18 protein-coding genes and 1 pseudogene are annotated in these 16,929 nt (G+C 47.3%); 17 read left to right on the top strand and 2 right to left on the bottom strand.

Translation table 11 applies throughout. The features are described from left to right. The first annotated feature begins 13 nt into the window (after positions 1–13). From mutM to Q0339_RS04965, 9 genes are all read left to right on the top strand, one after another. Complete coding sequence (mutM, locus tag Q0339_RS05005) at positions 14–892, top strand: DNA-formamidopyrimidine glycosylase (protein WP_298077721.1); 879 nt, start codon at positions 14–16, stop codon at positions 890–892. Then, on the top strand, positions 885–1,472 hold the full coding sequence (gene coaE / locus Q0339_RS05000) for a dephospho-CoA kinase (RefSeq protein ID WP_298077720.1): 588 nt from the start codon (positions 885–887) through the stop codon (positions 1,470–1,472). Before mutM ends, coaE begins: the two co-directional genes overlap by 8 nt. Positions 1,473–1,549: 77 nt before the next feature. Then, on the top strand, positions 1,550–2,026 hold the full coding sequence (gene nrdR / locus Q0339_RS04995) for a transcriptional regulator NrdR (protein WP_023390995.1): 477 nt from the start codon (positions 1,550–1,552) through the stop codon (positions 2,024–2,026). 40 nt (positions 2,027–2,066) lie between these two features. Beyond that, positions 2,067–3,533: a DnaD domain protein gene (locus Q0339_RS04990; protein ID WP_298077719.1), complete on the top strand. Its 1,467-nt coding sequence runs from the start codon at positions 2,067–2,069 to the stop codon at positions 3,531–3,533. 12 nt (positions 3,534–3,545) lie between these two features. After that, positions 3,546–4,484, top strand: a complete 939-nt coding sequence (gene dnaI / locus Q0339_RS04985; protein ID WP_298077718.1) for a primosomal protein DnaI — start codon at positions 3,546–3,548, stop codon at positions 4,482–4,484. 11 nt (positions 4,485–4,495) lie between these two features. After that, entirely contained in the window at positions 4,496–4,702 is a 207-nt protein-coding gene (locus tag Q0339_RS04980; protein ID WP_298077717.1) for a hypothetical protein, read from the top strand. Positions 4,703–4,824: 122 nt separating this feature from the next. Then, entirely contained in the window at positions 4,825–5,223 is a 399-nt protein-coding gene (locus Q0339_RS04975; RefSeq protein ID WP_298077716.1) for a PTS sugar transporter subunit IIA, read from the top strand. A 159-nt stretch (positions 5,224–5,382) separates the two neighbouring features. Next, a complete protein-coding gene (locus tag Q0339_RS04970) occupies positions 5,383–6,336 on the top strand; it encodes a LacI family DNA-binding transcriptional regulator (RefSeq protein WP_291427889.1) in 954 nt (317 codons plus the stop codon). A 75-nt stretch (positions 6,337–6,411) separates the two neighbouring features. Beyond that, positions 6,412–7,233: a class A sortase gene (locus Q0339_RS04965; protein ID WP_298077715.1), complete on the top strand. Its 822-nt coding sequence runs from the start codon at positions 6,412–6,414 to the stop codon at positions 7,231–7,233. Between the two features lie 64 nt (positions 7,234–7,297). Here Q0339_RS04965 and Q0339_RS04960 read toward each other — a convergent pair whose 3' ends face one another. Then, positions 7,298–7,774, bottom strand: coding sequence for a BlaI/MecI/CopY family transcriptional regulator (locus Q0339_RS04960; RefSeq protein WP_298077714.1), 477 nt, complete (start codon positions 7,772–7,774; stop codon positions 7,298–7,300). Between the two features lie 273 nt (positions 7,775–8,047). Between Q0339_RS04960 and nrdI the strand changes: the two genes are divergently transcribed. The 3 genes from nrdI to nrdF are packed head-to-tail and all read left to right on the top strand — an operon-like array spanning position 8,048 to position 11,606. Then, positions 8,048–8,413: a class Ib ribonucleoside-diphosphate reductase assembly flavoprotein NrdI gene (nrdI, locus tag Q0339_RS04955; protein ID WP_035363895.1), complete on the top strand. Its 366-nt coding sequence runs from the start codon at positions 8,048–8,050 to the stop codon at positions 8,411–8,413. After that, positions 8,406–10,583 (top strand): class 1b ribonucleoside-diphosphate reductase subunit alpha, encoded by a 2,178-nt coding sequence (gene nrdE / locus Q0339_RS04950; protein WP_298077713.1) that lies wholly within the window; start codon positions 8,406–8,408, stop codon positions 10,581–10,583. Before nrdI ends, nrdE begins: the two co-directional genes overlap by 8 nt. 12 nt (positions 10,584–10,595) lie before the next feature. After that, positions 10,596–11,606, top strand: a complete 1,011-nt coding sequence (nrdF, locus tag Q0339_RS04945; protein ID WP_180363301.1) for a class 1b ribonucleoside-diphosphate reductase subunit beta — start codon at positions 10,596–10,598, stop codon at positions 11,604–11,606. Between the two features lie 48 nt (positions 11,607–11,654). Here the strand turns inward: nrdF and Q0339_RS04940 are convergent, their stop codons facing one another. Continuing rightward, a complete protein-coding gene (locus tag Q0339_RS04940) occupies positions 11,655–12,749 on the bottom strand; it encodes a glycerol dehydrogenase (RefSeq protein ID WP_298077712.1) in 1,095 nt (364 codons plus the stop codon). Between the two features lie 311 nt (positions 12,750–13,060). Between Q0339_RS04940 and Q0339_RS04935 the strand changes: the two genes are divergently transcribed. The 5 genes and pseudogenes from Q0339_RS04935 (at position 13,061) to Q0339_RS04915 (ending at position 16,867) form a co-directional block, all read left to right on the top strand. Next, positions 13,061–13,810: an SDR family NAD(P)-dependent oxidoreductase gene (locus tag Q0339_RS04935; protein WP_298077711.1), complete on the top strand. Its 750-nt coding sequence runs from the start codon at positions 13,061–13,063 to the stop codon at positions 13,808–13,810. 38 nt (positions 13,811–13,848) lie between these two features. Continuing rightward, a complete protein-coding gene (locus Q0339_RS04930; RefSeq protein ID WP_291427822.1) occupies positions 13,849–14,793 on the top strand; it encodes a 2-keto-3-deoxygluconate permease in 945 nt (314 codons plus the stop codon). Positions 14,794–14,955: 162 nt separating this feature from the next. Further along, positions 14,956–15,231, top strand: a pseudogene (gene tnpA / locus Q0339_RS04925) (IS200/IS605 family transposase); the annotation flags it as partial. Positions 15,232–15,535: 304 nt separating this feature from the next. Next, positions 15,536–16,072: a GNAT family protein gene (locus tag Q0339_RS04920; protein WP_298077710.1), complete on the top strand. Its 537-nt coding sequence runs from the start codon at positions 15,536–15,538 to the stop codon at positions 16,070–16,072. Positions 16,073–16,279: 207 nt separating this feature from the next. After that, on the top strand, positions 16,280–16,867 hold the full coding sequence (locus Q0339_RS04915) for a heavy metal-binding domain-containing protein (protein ID WP_298077709.1): 588 nt from the start codon (positions 16,280–16,282) through the stop codon (positions 16,865–16,867). Positions 16,868–16,929: the final 62 nt, after the last annotated feature.

Below are 16,929 nucleotides of genomic sequence, written 5' to 3'. Positions count from 1 at the left end.
AAGGAAGTGACTTATGCCGGAATTACCCGAAGTTGAAACTGTACGGCGTGGCCTGACCAGTCTGATTGAGGGCAAGACTATTGCGGAGGTCCAAGTTTTCTGGCCCAAGCTAATTGACTTAAGGCCTCAAGAGACACTGGCCCAGTGGCAAGACTACTTGCGAGGCCAGACCATCCAAGCAGTGGGGCGGCGGGGCAAGTACTTATGGCTGGATTTTGGCCCTCAGGTCCTAGTCTTTCATTTGCGAATGGAAGGTAAATGTCATGTCTACCCATCAGGTCAGGAGCCTAAGACTAAGCCCAAACATGTGCATCTGATCATGACTTTTAAGGACGGCAGCCACTTCCATTATGAGGATGTCCGCAAGTTTGGACGTTTCTCTTATATGGCCAAGGACCAATTAGAAACCTATTTTGCCAGCAAGAAGTTAGGACCTGAGCCAACCCAAGAAGCCTTTGACTTGGCTCATTTTCGAGCTCAGTTAGCGGCTTCTAAACGGGCGCTTAAGCCCCTTTTGCTGGACCAGACCCTGGTGGCTGGTTTAGGCAATATTTATGTGGACGAAGTCTGTTTTAAGGCGCGGATTCATCCGCAAAGACCGGCCTGCGACCTTACCGTCCATGAGGTTAAACGTCTGCATGCCGCCATTATAGAGATTTTGGCTGCGGCTGTGCAGGCAGGGGGTTCTACCATTCGGACCTATCGCAATTCCTTGGGGGCAGCGGGAACCTACCAGGAAGCCTTGGCTGTCTATGGCCGAGTAGATGAGCCCTGTGTACGTTGTGGTCGCCCGATCCATAAGGTTCAATTAGGTGGGCGAGGGACCCATTTCTGTCCGCATTGTCAATCCTCTCGCCTCAAGCATCCGCTAGGAGGGAAAGGCCATGCTTAGAATTGGTTTAACAGGGGGGATTGCCACAGGTAAATCCACCGTATCTAATTACTTGAAGGAACTTGACTATCCATTGATTGATGCGGATGTCATTGCCCGTCAGCTAGTGGAACCAGGTCAGGAGGGCCTCAAACGCTTGGTAGCAAAATTTGGAGCAGAGATTCTGAATGAATCGGGTGCACTTGATCGCCAGGCGCTAGGTCAGCGTCTCTTCGGGGACGCCCAACTGCGCCAGGAGGTGGATCAACTCTTACATCCACTCATTTATGAGGCCTTGGAGGCGGAGAGTCAGCGTGTGGCCCAGGCGGGAGCAAAGCTGGCCTTTTTCGATATTCCCTTACTCTATGAGACAGGCTATGACCGAAAAATGGATCAGGTCTGGGTGGTCTATCTGCCCCATGACTTGCAAGTTGAACGGCTAATTGCCCGTAACAGCTGGAGCCAGGCTCAAGCGGAGGCAGCCATTGCTAGTCAGGCATCTATTGAAGCCAAGCGCCAGCGGGCAGATTTAGTCATTGATAACCAGGGATCTTTAGCGGTGACCTTTGCCCAGGTGGATCAGGCTTTAAGCCGTCTCTAGCTTGTTCCTCTGACAAGAATTCGTTATAATAGAAGGGAAAAGCGCCATCTGGCGCCAGAAGATAAGGAGGGAACCCTATGGAATGTCCAAAATGTCATCATCAAAACTCCAAAGTTAATGACTCCCGGCCAGCTGATGGTGGGGCGGCAATCCGGCGGCGGCGGGAATGCCTCAACTGCAAACATCGTTTCTCTACCTATGAACGTATTGAACAGATTCCTTTGCTAGTCATTAAGCGTGACGGTACCCGAGAAGAATTTAGCCAAGAGAAGCTACTGCGCGGGATTGTGCGTTCAGCTGAAAAGCGTCCTATTACCATGGAACAAATGCAGGCTTTGGCCCAACAAGTAGAAAATAAGATTCGTGAAATCACTGACCAGGAAATTGAATCAGAACAAATTGGGGAATTTGTGATTCCGCTCTTGATGGAATTAGATGAAGTGGCCTATATTCGCTTTGCCAGTGTCTATCGCCAGTTTCACTCGCGTGAGAGTTTCTTAAAAGAACTCCAAGCCCTACAAGATCGTTTAAGTGAGAAAAACGATAAAAAATAAAGCGATTAAGTCAAGTCAAATTTAGAAAGGAGGTCCCACTATGTTAAGTCCCTTACAGCCCTTTCGGGTTCGGCAGCAAGCGCCCTTGTCCCAGCTACAGCAGGTGACCCTGCGCCAATGCTATCAGCCTGTCATCGGCACGGTGGGGCTAGCTTTCTATCTGTCTTTAACGGATTACGTGGGCGCGGATGGAACCTGGAGCCCAGCGGTCATGCATGCTAGCCTGATTGATCAACTTCAAGTTTCGCCGGCTGACTTAAATCAAGCCCGCGGTTACTTGGAGGCCTTGGGCTTACTCAAGTCCTATCAACCTAAAAAGGTCCAGGGCAATGTTCAGACCCAGTTAGTGTCTTATGAAGTCATGGCGCCACTTGAGGTAGGGAGTTTCTTGCAGCACCCCCTTTATGCGGCTTTGCTGATGAATAAGATTGGGGATCAAGCCTTCTATCGCTTGATGCGCCGCTTTGAATGGGAAGAACTGGATGCCAGCGAATATGTGGAAGTAACCCAGTCCTTCAGTCAGGTCTTCGACTATCCATCAGATCAAGCTATCAAGGACGCTCAGAACCAGGATGCTTTATCTGGTTCCTACCGTCAGCAGACGGCCACTAACCTAGCAGAAGCCAACCTGGACCAAGCCAGTCATGATAACTTTGGCTATGGTCAAGTCTTAGATATACTAGAAGCGGCTCAAGTCAATAGCCGACTCTTCACGCGGGAACTGCGCCAGCAAATGGCCAGTCTCCATCAAGTCTATGGCTTTAACGAGGAGCAAGTGGCGACAGTCATTAAATTGGCCTACCAAGACCAGACGGAACAAATTGCCATGGATCAATTACCGAGTTTGGCTAAACGTTATAAGGCTAGCCTAAGCAGCAAGGAATCGGTTTCTAGCCAGGCGGGTCAGCTCAAAGACCAGATTCAAGCCCGCGCCCAAACCTTGCGGGAACAAGGCCAATATAGCAAGAACCAGGCACAGATTATTGCCACGGCGGAGATTTTGCCACCGCTGGCCTTTCTTAAGCAAGTCAAACAGGCCAAGGGTGGCATCCGGAGTGACCAAGAGGGCTACAACCTAGAAGTTGCCTTGGAAAAGATCAAACTATCGCCTGCCATTGTTAACCTAGCAGTCTATTACCTCTTAGTCATGGAAGGGCGCGACCACCTTTACAAGTCTAATTTTGAAAAATTACTGGATGAGTGGCAGCAAAAGGGGATTAAAGAAGTCCACCAAGTCTTCCGCTATATCGAAGACAAGCGCCAGGCCCAAGCCAAGAAGGCTAGCCAGGAGTCGGGACGTCCGTATGCTCGATCCCACAAGGGGACTGGCGCCCATCAGCGCCAAGAAGTGGTGCCTTCATGGTTAGCCAAGCAACGCCAAGAAGGTCAGGATTCAGGTCAGGCATCAAGCCAATCCAAGCCTGAGGCTAGCCCAGCTGCTAGTCAAGCCACCCAGACCTTCGTCAATCCATTTAAGAAAGGGTCAGCCCAGGAGCTAGACCACTAGAGGAGGAATCTTATGGAGACAATCCAAGACGTCATGCGTCAGATTATGAACCAGCCCCATCTGCAAGAAATTTATGAGCAGGCAGTGGCCTTGGTCCGCCAGGATGAAGCCATTCAAGCCTTCCTCCGAGAACATCAAGCAGAATTAAGCGGGGAGATGATTCAAAATTCCCTGTCCAAACTCAATGAGTTTCGTCTAGAACGTCGGGCTATTGAATCAGGCCAGCCAGGCACTAATCCAGGCTATCAGCCGGAATTATTCATTAACCATAATTTTATTGATGTCCGCTACAAGCCAACCACTGATTACTTGGCTAGCCTCAAGGCTCGTCGCCAAGCGGCCAATCTGGATAACCGCATGATGGCGGATGATGTCCGCCAGGCTCATTTGGCTGATTACATTATTGATTCGCCAGAACGTCAGGCCTTAATTAATGCGGTGACGCAATTTATGCAGACCTATCACCAAGATCCTAAATCAGCGCAAGGTCTCTATATTACGGGCCCTTACGGGGTAGGCAAGACCTATTTATTGGGGGCTTTGGCCAATTATTTGGTCGAAGAAGAGGGAGCGACGGTAACCTTCTTACACTTCCCAACCTTTGCTTCTGATATGCGGGCTTCTATTCGGGACAATAGTACCCAAGCCAACTTGGATAAGGTCAAGCAGGTGGATGTCTTAATGCTAGATGACATGGGCGCCGAGTCCGATCCATCGGGCTGGGTTCGAGACGAAGTCTTGGCCATTATTCTAGAATATCGTATGCGGGAATCGTTACCGACTTTCTTCACTTCCAATTTTTCTCTGAAAGAATATGAAGACGTCCTGACTTACAACCAAAAAGGTATTAGCCTAGCCAAAGCAGGCCGAATCATGGAGCGGGTTCGTTACCTGGCTCGTGAGATCACCCTCGATGGGCCAAACCGCCGCCAACTCAAACGGCAAGGATAAGGAGTAATAGAATGAATCAACCAGAACCTAATGAACTGATCAAGCGTTATCGGATGACTCGTTTTCTCATGGTCATCGTCTTGGCTGTCCAACTATTCGTCTTAGCAGCTTACTACTTCAAGGAAAAGCAAACGGTCTTAGCCTTTCCTATGATTGTCAACAGCCTTTTCTTGGCTTTGGCCCTGACCCATTTGCGACATATTAAACCTCGCGAATAAACCAATCAATCCTATTAGCCTCGTTCTATTGGAACTAGGCTTTTTCTTATGATTAGGGGCTTGTCGGATGGGCGCTTGTTACATACAATAGAAGTAAGAAAAAAGCAAGGAGTGGATGTCAGATGAAGGTCTTGGTGACAGGACATGGGGGATTCGCCTTAGGCATGGCGGAAGCCAGTAGGATGATTGTAGGTGATCAGGAGCTAATCGATTGGTTACCTTTTGAGGAAGGGGCCAATCTCAGTGACTACCAAGCTCAAATCGTCGCTAGAGTCGAGACGCATGGGGAAGAAGGCTTGATGATTTTAACGGATTTTAAAGGCGGCACCCCCTTTAATGTCAGCATGCTGCTGTCTCAGGGGCATCCACAAGTCGCTGTTCTGGCAGGAACGAATTTGGCCATGATTTTAGAAGTCATTGATCAGGCCCCCACAGCGAGTTCAGTGACTGACCTGGCGGATCACTTAGTGGTCATAGGCCGTCAAGGTCTGCTTAAGGGAGTTATGCAGGCGCGGAACTAGGCTTTCTTATCATGCTCGGCCTCTAGCTTCTAAATCTATTTCCTAGTAAATTCAAAGTAATTTCCTAAAAAAATACCTGCTTTTAGTCGCAAGAGCAGGTTATTTTAGTGTATAATAGGGAGGAATATACTGGCAAATCGATGGAGAGGAGTGGACATTATCGCAACGCTGAAAGACGTGGCAAAGAAGGCCAATGTCTCTAAAATGACGGTCTCTCGAGTAATCAATCACCCCCAACTGGTGACGGATGAACTCAAGCAATTGGTCTATCAGGCCATGGAAGAACTCAATTATCGACCTAATATGGCGGCCAAGGCTCTAGCTCAGAACCGGACCCTGATTGTTAAGGTCTTGATTCTGGAAGAAATGGACGCGACAGAGCCTTATTATATGAACCTCTTATCTGGGATTGCCAAAGGTTTAGATAAGTACCAATACTCCCTCCAACTCATGACGGAGAACACCATTGATACGGGGAATAGTGATGGTTATATTATCACCGGCATGCGAGAGTCCGATTATGAATGGATTCGCAAAATCGACAAGCCACTTATTCTCTACGGGGAGAATACCTACGGGGTGCCTTTTGTTGATTCTGATAACCGGCAGGCTGAATTTAAGGCCACCGAGTATGCCTTTAAAAAAGGTTATGACCACATTATCTTTGTCGGGATTGACGTGCCGGAATACTTCGAGCGCCAGCGGGAGCAAGGCTATCAAGACGCTCTGGCGCAACATCCAGATCACACGGCACAAATTCACCGCATTCGGAATTCCTCGACGGCGGCAGCAGAATTGGTTGAGCGTCTGGACGCACATTTGGAACCTAACACATGCTTCGTCTGTGCCTCAGATCGCATTGCCTTAGGCATTCAGCGGGGGCTCAAGTCATTGGGCAGAACCATGCCGGACGATGTTGGGGTTATTGGTTTTGATGGGGTCTTTTTAGACCAGATTGCTAGCCCGCAGCTGACGACTGTGAAGCAGAAAGTCTTGGACATGGGGATTGCCTGTGTGGAACAGCTCATGCGCTTAATTGAGGGAGAAAGCCTCAAGGAAAGGGCCTGCTACTTTGAAGCAGATTTGGTGGAAAGAGGGTCTACTAGATTGTAGGATACTTTACTTCCTATTTAGCTAGTGACATGATAAACTTAGAACCATAAGTAGATAGAGGGGGATATATAGACTATGACTGAGAAAAGAATGACGCGAACTGAGCGTATGCGTCAAGGAAATAAAAGTGCTAAGAAGCCTGATAAGGCGACAAAGGCAAGTAAGAAAAAACAAGGGAAGAAAAGAAAAGGGGGCTTCTCTTGGCGGATTTTTCTGGCAATCTTGCTTTTCTTAGCGGCGGCAGTGCTATTCTTGCTAGATCCAATCAAGAACTACTTAGTCCGTCAAGGTCAGGAGGCGAATGCAGTCACTGAGTTAGACCGTAATAAGCGGGCTGAGATTGAAGCGAATGAGAAGAAGGATGTGAACTATGACTTTGGTGTCATCAAACCACTTAATCCTTATGATGTCATCGCAAATGGTATTAATGCCAAGGATCTTCCGACTGTAGGTGGCGTGGCCATGCCAGATGTTGGCATGAACTTGCCAATTTATAAAGGAGTAACCAATGAAGGGATGTTCTTAGGAGCAGGGACTTTGACTCCTAACCAGAAGATGGGGGAATCTAACTATTCCATTGCTAGCCATCACTCCATTCATAAGGGCTTGCTTTTTGAACCTTTGATGCACGCCAAGGTAGGCCAAGCTGTCTATCTGACAGATTTAGACAAGGTCTATAAATATGAAGTGAATTACATTGATCAAGTGGATCCAAGTCGTGTGGATTTGATTGAACCTACAACAAATCCAATCCTAACCATGATTACCTGTGACTCAACTCTTACCATGCGTGTCGTTGTTCAAGCTAAGCTAGTGGAAACTAAACCTATTGAAGAAGCATCCAAAGATATGGTCAATGCTTTCAAAGCCAAACAGACAGTTCCTACCAATAACTAAAGAAATTAAAAACCCCAGACACAGAGTCTGGGGTTTTGTTTATATAGTTTAGTTGAGAATCAAGCTAGGCTTTGCCATGGCGTGTAGAATGATGACATTGGCAAGCTCCAGGAGGACACTGACAGGGGATGGTCTCTGGGGCAGTCTTGGCTTGTTCTTCTAGTTGCGTTATGATAGCTTGGCAATCAGCTTGGCTTAATGGGGTGCTGGCTAATAGCCGGGCCAGAAAATGGGCGCGGTCTTTTCGACAAACAGGATCAAGGGCTGCTTGTAGGCGAAGAAGAGTGGCCTCTTCCTGGCTAATCGTTGCATAAAAATGATAGGGGCTAATCCCTTCGGATTTGTCTAAATAACCCTTTTGAATTAGTCGCGAGAGCAGGGATTTAATGGTCCCAACCTTCCAATCACTTGAGGCGGATAGCGTGTCAATGAGTTGACGACTGGTGATACCGGGCATAGTCCAAACCAGTCTCATAAGCCGCCACTCAGCCTCGCTAATATGAAGCACACTGGGTTTATTTTGGCTTAGGGGGGCAGTCATGGGCGGGCTCCTTTCTGTAAAAATTACATTTGTCATCTCTTAGTCTAGTAGGCTCAGAAGTCCTTGTCAAGTCAGGAGCACAAGATATAGGGGGAGCCCTAGTTAAAAGGCTCGATTGGACCGGGTTTGAAGCGAGTGATTTCTTTTCGAACCACTACATCTTGTGTTGTCTAGATGAATTATGCACTAAATATTGGGGCTTAAGGCTTGTTTTTCGCCCCAAATATGGTAAGATAGTACATGTTGAAAAATCTATTCAGGGAGGTGTTGAAATTGCTAGTGGTCTACTTATCCATCACAGGACAAACCCGCAAGTTTGTCCATAAATTAGACTATCCCTTGTTGGAGATTACTCCAGACTCTGTCTTCACTGAAGTCCAGGAACCCTATATTGTGGTCGTGCCGACTTATGAGAAGGAAGCAACTGAGATCGTCAATGAATTTATTGAAGTAGGCAATAACCGCCATTATTTTAAGGGCGTTGCCGGTGGCGGTAACCGCAATTTTAATACCTTATTTGGTTTTACAGCCAAGGATTTGGCCCGAGATTATCAAGTGCCCCTCTTGCACTTGTTCGAATTTCAGGGATCCGAAAATGATGTTAATAAATTGAAAGAGCAGGTGGAACAACTTGGATAAACCAGTCTTAAAGAGTCGTCCGACTGAAGTCACTTACTTCAAACTCAATAATGAATTAAACCGTCCCGTTGATGGTAAAATCCCTCTCAACAAGGACCGGGAAGCAGTGCGTGCTTATTTCCTAGAGCACGTTAACCCTAACACGGTCTTCTTCTATTCTTTGGAAGAGAAGATTAACTACTTGGTAGATAACGACTTTATTGAACGGGAATTCATTGAGAAATACCCAATGGAGTTCATTAAGGAGCTGATTTCCAGCACCTATAAGATGAAGTTCCGCTTCAAGTCCTTCATGTCTGCCTTCAAATTCTATACCCAATATGCCTTACGGACCAACGATGGAGCCCGCTACTTAGAGCGCTATGAAGACCGTATTGCTTTTTGTGCCCTCTTCTTAGCGGACGGGGATCAGGAATTAGCAATACGTTTGCGGGATGAAATGATTAGCCAACGCTATCAACCCGCAACCCCAACCTTCCTCAACTCAGGGCGTAAGCGCCGTGGGGAGTTGGTTTCTTGCTTCTTAATTCAAATTTCTGACGATATGAACTCCATCGGTCGGGCTATCAACTCTGCCCTACAACTGTCTCGAATTGGTGGTGGAGTAGGGGTTAACCTGTCCAACCTGCGAGCTGCTGGTGACCCGATTAAGAAGATTGAGAACGCCTCTAGTGGTGTGGTGCCAGTGATGAAGCTCTTGGAAGATAGTTTTAGCTATTCCAACCAATTAGGCCAACGTAACGGAGCCGGGGCAGTCTACCTCAATGTCTTCCATCCAGATATTGTCTCCTTCCTATCAACCAAGAAGGAAAATGCGGATGAGAAGGTGCGGGTTAAGACCCTGTCTTTAGGGGTCGTGGTACCAGATAAATTCTACGAATTAGCTGCCAAAGATGAGCCTATGTATCTCTTCAGTCCATACGATGTGGAACGCATATATGGTCGTCCATTTGCCTATGTAGATATTACAGAAGAATACGACAACTTGGTTAACAACCCTGAAATCCGCAAATCTAAGATTTCAGCACGTGACTTGGAAAATGAGATTTCTAAGCTCCAACAAGAATCAGGCTACCCATATATCGTCAACATCGACACGGCTAACCGGGCTAACCCAATTGATGGGACCATTACCATGTCCAACCTCTGTTCTGAAATCCTTCAAGTTCAACGGCCAAGCCACATTAACAACCGACAAGAGTTTGAAGTCTTAGGGACCGACATTAGCTGTAACTTGGGTTCAACCAACATTCCAAACATGATTGAATCGCCTGATTTTGCTTCATCTGTGGAGACTGCGGTCCGTGCCTTGACCTATGTCACTGACCACTCTAACATTGAAGCAGTGCCAACCGTTAAGCACGGCAATGATTTGGCCCATACCATTGGTTTGGGCGGCATGGGCTTGCATACCCTCTTCGCCATCAACCAAATGGAGTACGGCTCACCAGAATCTGTTGAGTTAACGGAAGCCTACTTCTATGCCCTCAACTACTATACCTTAGTAGCCAGCAACAAGATTGCGAAGGAACGTGGCAAGAGCTTCGATAACTTCGAGAATTCTAAGTACGCGACAGGTGAATACTTTGATGCTTATATCCAAGCACCTTTCCAAGTGACTTCTGAGAAGGTGGCAGCGATCATGAGCAAGGTGGCCCTGCCAACAGCAGATGACTGGCGTGACCTTAAGGAGCAAGTAGCGGCTCATGGCCTCTACCACCAAAACCGTCTGGCCATTGCGCCAACCGGCTCTATCTCCTATGTCAACGAGACCAGTGCCAGCTTGCACCCAATTACACGTCTGATTGAAGAACGTCAAGAGAAGAAGACAGGGAAAACCTATTACCCAGCGCCAATGCTGTCTAACGAGACCCTGCCTTACTATAAATCAGCCTATGATACCGATATGCGTAAGGTTATCGACGTCTATGCGGCGGCCCAAAAACATATCGACCAAGGTATGTCCTTAACCCTCTTCATGCGTTCAGAATTGCCAGAAGGCATGTATGAGTGGAAAGAAGGCCGGACCAACAAGATGACTACACGTGATCTCAACATCTTACGTCACTATGCTTGGAAGAAGGGCATCAAGTCCATCTACTATGTGCGGACCTTTACGGAAAATAACGACGAAGTCGGCAGCAACGAATGCGAAAGCTGCTCGATTTAGGAGGCGTCAGACATGACAGACAAACAATACTTTAACCAAATTCTTTCCCAGAAGAACAACATGCCAGTAGCCTACTATAAGGCAATCGACTGGAACAAGGTCGAAGACATGATTGATAAGTTAACCTGGGAAAAGCTGACCGAGCAATTCTGGTTGGATACCCGGATTCCGGTTTCTAATGACTTGGATGACTGGCGGACCTTATCCATGGCCGAGCGCGACGTAGTGGCCAAAGCCTTCGGCGGCTTGACCCTACTCGATACCCTTCAATCAGAAGAAGGGGCGGCGCTCATGAAGGACTTTGTCCGGACCCAACACGAAGAAGCGGTCTGGAACAATATCCAGTTCATGGAATCTGTTCACGCCAAGTCCTACTCTACTATCTTCTCCACTTTAAACACCAAGGCTGAAATCGAAGAAATCTTCGAATGGACCAACACTAACGAGCAACTCCAGTATAAGGCTAAGAAGATTAATGAGATCTACCAATCAGGCCATGGCCTCAAGATTAAGGCAGCCTCTACTATGTTAGAGACCTTCCTCTTCTACTCAGGTTTCTTCACGCCACTTTATTACTTAGGTAACAACAAGTTGGCCAACGTAGCAGAAATCATCAAGCTCATTATCCGTGACGAGTCAGTCCACGGGACCTATACAGGTTATAAATTCCAATTGGGCTACAATGAATTGCCAGAAGATCAGCAGGCTGAGCTCAAGATGTGGGTCTATGAACTCTGTATGGACCTCTACCAGAATGAAGCCAAATACACCCAGTCCCTCTATGATCAAGTAGGTTGGACTGAAAAAGTTAAAGTCTTCATTCGCTATAATGCCAATAAGGCGCTTCAAAACTTAGGCTTTGATCCACTCTTCCCGGATACAGCAGAAGATGTTGATCCAATCGTCATGAATGGGATTTCGACCGGAACATCCAACCATGACTTCTTCTCACAAGTAGGTAACGGCTACCTCTTGGGTGAAGTGGAAGCAATGGATGACGAAGACTATTCTAAATGGCTATAAAAAGAAAGCTAGGACTGCGGTCCTAGCTTTTTCTTTGGTTTATCTTGTTTAGAAATTCTCCCTTACGTAAGCGTCTAAGGCTAAGAGGGCATCTGCCACATCACTAGGCGTGAATTTTTGGGCCATTTGATGAATGGTTTCGCCATCTTGGGTGGCCAGGGCGCCGACTTTGACTAGGTCTTCATAGGCCACGCCAGCTAATCTCACTTCTTCCAAGGTAGTTGGGAGACCCAAGGCTTGATAGAAGCGGATGTAGCGATCTAATTCTTCTTTAGGACGATTTTCTAATACCAATTGGGTCAGGGTCCCATAGGCGACCTTTTCCCCGTGGGTTAGACTGTGAATATCGCCGTGTAAGGCAGTAAAGCCATTGTGGATGGCGTGAGCAGCAGCCAGCCCACAAGATTCAAAACCAATCCCACTCAGTAAGGTGTTAGCTTCTACCACTGCTTCTAGGGCTGGCGTCACGACCTTAGCATGGGCTGCAGCCAACGCTTGGAGGCCATTTTCAAAGAGGGTGGATTCGCAGGCACGGGCAATGGCTTCGGCTGCGATACTTGGACTACCACCGGCCATGGTAGCACCATGCGCTTCAATGACAGCGCGACCTTCAACCCAGGTAGCTAAGGCATCCGCGATACCAGAAGCTAAGAGACGCACAGGAGCTTGAGCAATGACTTGGGTGTCTACGAGGACTAGTTCAGGGTTTTTGCTGTAGAAGAGGTAACGTTCGAAGACGCCTTCTTCTGAGTAGATAACAGAGAGGGCAGAAGTAGGAGCATCAGTCGAGGCGACAGTCGGCAAGATAGCCACCGGTACCTGCAGTTTGTCAGCAATGGCTTTGGCGGTATCAATGGTCTTACCACCACCCAAACCAAGGATGACTTGAATGTCTAGGTCACGACCTACTTGGCTAACGCGGTCAATTTCCACGTCTGAAGCTTCCCCATGGAAGGCCTCGTAGTGAACAAAGGCACTGCGTGCTTTTAGGTCTTCTTCTAACTGACGTCCGGCAATTTCATAAACAGTCGAGTCGGCTAGTAGGAGTGCGCGCTTACCTAGAGCGAGAATATGGTCTAAGCCAGACTTGAGCACGCCTTTACCTTGGACATAACGAGAAGGACTTGCAAATACTTTTTCCATCAAACATCACCTTTTCTTTCTAGATTTGTGGCTAGGCCACTATAACCTCAGTCTAGCACTGGTAGACTTGTGAAGCAAGTGAAAGGCCTTCCAAAATTCTGTTGTGATTAGGATTCACAAATTTTCTAATTTTTGTCGGGGAAAGGTCCTTTTATGACTGAGGTATAGGCAATCTCTATCTAAGTATAAACTATATTCTTAAATTCAATAAAATACCATATTTTATATAATCGGCTTTCAATCTGATGACAGGAGTGCTATACTTAAAGCATAGAATTCTATGACAAACCTAGAAAGAAGGATCTGATAACATGGACTTTACAGGTAAAAGAGCCATTGTCACAGGTGGTGCCAATGGGATCGGGAAAGAAGTCGTTCGCGGTATTGTCGAAGGCGGTGGTTCCGTCATTATCGCCGATATCAATGAGGTAGCAGCTCGGGCAACCATTGCAGAATTTGGTCCAGCCGTTGATTTTGTCCACATGGATTTAGGTGACCATGAGGCCATTGAGACCGCTATGCAAGGTATTCTGTCTAGACCTGAACGAGTGGATATTCTAGTCAACTGTGCTGGGGTCATTTCTGCTAAACCATTTGATCAATTAAGCTATGAAGAATGGGAACGTACCATCCGGATTAACCTGACCGGTTGCTTCTCTACCATCAGCCAGATTTTCCCTTACTTCAAGGAAGCGGGCGGGGGTCGTATTGTCAACGTCTCCTCAGTAGCAGCGAAATTAGGGGGTGGCCTCTTAGGGACGGCTGCCTATGCCTCTTCTAAGGCGGGCTTGAATGGGCTGACCAAAGCCATTGCCAAGGAAGGTGGTAAATACGGTATCTACTGTAATGCGGTTTGCCCATCCTTCACCCGGACTGAAATGACGACCGTCCTATCTGAAGACGCTGAAAAGAGCCAACGTGTCATCAGCATGATTCCGCTAGGCAAGCGCGCCGAACCGGTTGAAATTGCCCAAATGATTCTCTTCTTCGCCAGCGATTTAGCTAGCTTCATCACGGGGGAAATTGGCGACTGCGACGGTGGCATCACCTTAGATGGTTGATGTCTAGAAGTCGATCTATCTGAAGGGAGCCTAGTAAGATGCAAAAAGCCAAAAAATTCAAAATCCCTGGGGACATTATTATTATCCCTATGTTTATCGGCTGTGCCATTAACAGCCTGCTACCACAGGTCCTAGAAATTGGGGGCTTCACCACCCCAATTGTTAAGGGGGCCGGGCCTCTAGTCGGGGCCTTCCTCTTCTTCATTGGGGGGACCATTTCCTTAAAAAATACGCCTAAAGCGGTAGGCCGCGGGGCAGCTATCATCCTATCCAAGATTGCTGTCTCCGTTGTCCTAGGGCTCTTAGTAGCCAAACTCCTAGGCGATAATTTCTTGGGTCTGTCAGCCCTCGCCATCATCGGGGCCATGTCTGTGGCCAATAATGCCATGTATGCTGGCATTGTCGATGTCTACGGTAATGAAATTGACGCCGGCGCAGTGGGCATTACTACCCTTAGTGTAGGGCCGATGGTGACCATGGCGGCCTTAGCTTCAGCGGGCTTGGCTAATATTTCCATTTGGAACTTGGTCGGGACGGTCTTGCCCCTAGTTTTAGGGATTGCCCTTGGGAATGCCTTTCCTTTTATGAAGAAAGCCCTCTCCAATGGGGTGCCTGCCATTATTATGATTGTGGGTTTCTGCTTGGGGGCCAACATGAGCTTCGGCCAAATTCTTGAAGGTGGCCTGCCTGGTATCCTCTTAGGGATTCTGACCACCGCGCTTGGCGGGGCAGTCGCTATCTGGGTGGACCGGTCTACAGGTGGCTCTGGGATTGCTGGTGCAGCCATTTCTAGTACGGCAGCCAGTGCCATTGCGACCCCAGCAGCCTTGGCAGCTGTGGATGCTAGCTTTAAGGGGCTGGAATCAATCGCTACAACTCAAATTACGGCCTCCGTTATCGTAACGGCTATTTTAACGCCACTCTTGACCGCTTGGGTAGCCAAGCGTAATCAGGAAAAAGGCATTGACAGCAAAGCAATCTAAAAAAAGAGCCGGCAGAAGATGCTGGCCTTTTTGTATGGAGAAAACCACCAGCAAAGCTGGTGGTTCCGAAAAGCTTACAGCGAGGTAAGCAAAAAGACCTCCCAAGTGGTAAACTTAGTGTAGGTTTCCCGACCACACAAAATGAACCAGGGAGGTATCCTTATGAAAAAGGACAATGATAGTTTAGCACACATCAGTTGGAATTGTAAGTACCATATCGTGTTCGCCCCCAAGTATTGACGTCAAATCATATATGGAAAGTACAAGGCAACGATTGGCAGAATTATTCGTGAATTATGCGAGCGCAAGGGCGTCATTATCCATGAAGCAAATGCCTGCAAAGACCACATTCATATGTTGGTCAGTATCCCACCCAAATTAAGTGTTTCAAGCTTTATGGGGTATCTGAAAGGGAAAAGTAAGCGAAGCTCTTTGAGAGCTAGCGAGGGAAAGTGGTGCAGGAGGGAAACCGATTCAGCAGGCCTTTAGGCCGTGGCCGGTAGCAGAGGCTTCTGGCCGCAGAGCAAACTGCCCGTGACAAGCGTCGGTTTTGATTGTGGTTAACCCGAAGTGCTATAAGAATATTGTGACTTTGAGTGGAGCTAAAACTAAATTAAGCATTGGCTTTAGTCTCTATATCTTGATGAACTGTCTCCCAGCTAGTAGAATGAAGGTAACAATTTTGTCTGTCAATCATCCTAGGGATTACAAAAGGCAGATTAACATAAGAAGGAGAATCAACATGACTCAGAATATTGAATTAGTCACTTTTGATGAAAACAAATTGCGAGCCGTTTGGGAGTTGGGATTTCGTGATGCGGAACCTGAGTGGGCGCGTTGGGATGCACCTTACTTTCAAGATTATCAAGCATATGAGAGTTTTGAAGATTTTGCCTCTAGTGGCGTGGCAGCTTTTCTCTTAAGCGAACAGGTGCATTGTATCCAAGTAGAAGGCCAACCAGTGGGAATGGTCTCCCGAACTTGGGAAGATCGACGAACTCGTTGGATGGAAGTAGGGATTGTCATTTATGATGCAAATTGCTGGAACACGGGTGTGGGGCGGAAGGCTTTGGAGAAGTGGACGACTGACACTTTCGCTCGCTTTCCTGAATTAGAACATCTGGGCCTAACAACTTGGAGCGGAAATGTCCGTATGATGAGTTGCGCCCACGGTCTCGGTTGGCAACAAGAAGCCTGTATTCGTCGAGTCCGCTACTGGCAAGGGGTATACTATGATAGCGTCAAGTATGGAGTCCTCAGAGAAGAATGGGGAAAATAATAGATGAGAACTCACTAAGCTCTTGGCTTGGTGGGTTTTCTTTTTTTAGGTATTGAAGGTCTATGAAGACATGTTCGTATTCCTTGTTCCCCAATTGCATGGGTAGTAAAATTAGATTATCCACTCTCGCATATGAAACTTATTTTAGTAGTGAATAAAGGATGGCTCTCTCCCAAAATAAAAAGAAAGCAGAAAGGTAGATAAAATATGAAAATTAAAGACATTGTACGTGACTACGACTTGGACAAAGAGGCCTTTGAGGCCTTCCTCCAAGACCAAGGAATCGCAGTGAAATTTTCTCTGACCGGTGCCTATCTAGAAGACAGTGTAGACCTAGTTCATTTGCTAGACCAATTTCAGAACTATTTAGCTGACCAAGATGAGGAATTTGCTGAACAACTTGCCCAACAAAAAGAACGGGAGCAAGGAATTGCTAATATTGTAGTGACTACGGGACAGGGATTTGATGGCTATAGTATCACGCATTATGGTGGGCCTGTGGCTAGTGATTTGGCACATTCTATCGCGCGTGGTGTGGATGGAGGTCGTGGAGACAATGCATTAGGTGACCCGGCCCAAAGTTTGGTAGATGTTATGGAAGAAGGGCGTATTCTGACCTTAGCCCATCTCAAGGAACAAGCCTATGATCTTGGCTGTAATGCCATTATCAACCTTAAATTTGATTATGTGACCTTAGAACCTGAAACAGTCAATACTCAAGGAGCTACAAGCTATCTTCCTTATGTATTCTGTGTTACCGCTCTAGGTACAGCAGTCTACGCGGATGAAGTCTAATTAGTTAAGACCATCATTTCTGAAGCTAAATCAACCCACTGAACCTTTTGGTTTGGTGGGTG

Source organism: uncultured Abiotrophia sp. (assembly GCF_938010525.1).
Lineage (GTDB): Bacteria > Bacillota > Bacilli > Lactobacillales > Aerococcaceae > Abiotrophia.
This window is presented reverse-complemented; position numbering and strand designations above follow the sequence as displayed.

Excerpts from the sequence above, each read along its gene's own strand:
- Q0339_RS04930 (WP_291427822.1), top strand. The coding sequence starts at position 13,849 with ATGCAAAAAGCCAAAAAATTCAAAATCCCTGGGGACATTATTATTATC.
- Q0339_RS04990 (WP_298077719.1), top strand. The coding sequence starts at position 2,067 with ATGTTAAGTCCCTTACAGCCCTTTCGGGTTCGGCAGCAAGCGCCCTTG.
- coaE (WP_298077720.1), top strand. The coding sequence starts at position 885 with ATGCTTAGAATTGGTTTAACAGGGGGGATTGCCACAGGTAAATCCACC.
- Q0339_RS04915 (WP_298077709.1), top strand. The coding sequence starts at position 16,280 with ATGAAAATTAAAGACATTGTACGTGACTACGACTTGGACAAAGAGGCC.
- Q0339_RS04965 (WP_298077715.1), top strand. The coding sequence starts at position 6,412 with ATGACTGAGAAAAGAATGACGCGAACTGAGCGTATGCGTCAAGGAAAT.
- Q0339_RS04940 (WP_298077712.1), bottom strand. The coding sequence starts at position 12,749 with ATGGAAAAAGTATTTGCAAGTCCTTCTCGTTATGTCCAAGGTAAAGGC.
- Q0339_RS04920 (WP_298077710.1), top strand. The coding sequence starts at position 15,536 with ATGACTCAGAATATTGAATTAGTCACTTTTGATGAAAACAAATTGCGA.
- dnaI (WP_298077718.1), top strand. The coding sequence starts at position 3,546 with ATGGAGACAATCCAAGACGTCATGCGTCAGATTATGAACCAGCCCCAT.
- Q0339_RS04935 (WP_298077711.1), top strand. The coding sequence starts at position 13,061 with ATGGACTTTACAGGTAAAAGAGCCATTGTCACAGGTGGTGCCAATGGG.
- mutM (WP_298077721.1), top strand. The coding sequence starts at position 14 with ATGCCGGAATTACCCGAAGTTGAAACTGTACGGCGTGGCCTGACCAGT.
- nrdF (WP_180363301.1), top strand. The coding sequence starts at position 10,596 with ATGACAGACAAACAATACTTTAACCAAATTCTTTCCCAGAAGAACAAC.
- Q0339_RS04960 (WP_298077714.1), bottom strand. The coding sequence starts at position 7,774 with ATGACTGCCCCCCTAAGCCAAAATAAACCCAGTGTGCTTCATATTAGC.
- Q0339_RS04980 (WP_298077717.1), top strand. The coding sequence starts at position 4,496 with ATGAATCAACCAGAACCTAATGAACTGATCAAGCGTTATCGGATGACT.
- nrdR (WP_023390995.1), top strand. The coding sequence starts at position 1,550 with ATGGAATGTCCAAAATGTCATCATCAAAACTCCAAAGTTAATGACTCC.
- Q0339_RS04975 (WP_298077716.1), top strand. The coding sequence starts at position 4,825 with ATGAAGGTCTTGGTGACAGGACATGGGGGATTCGCCTTAGGCATGGCG.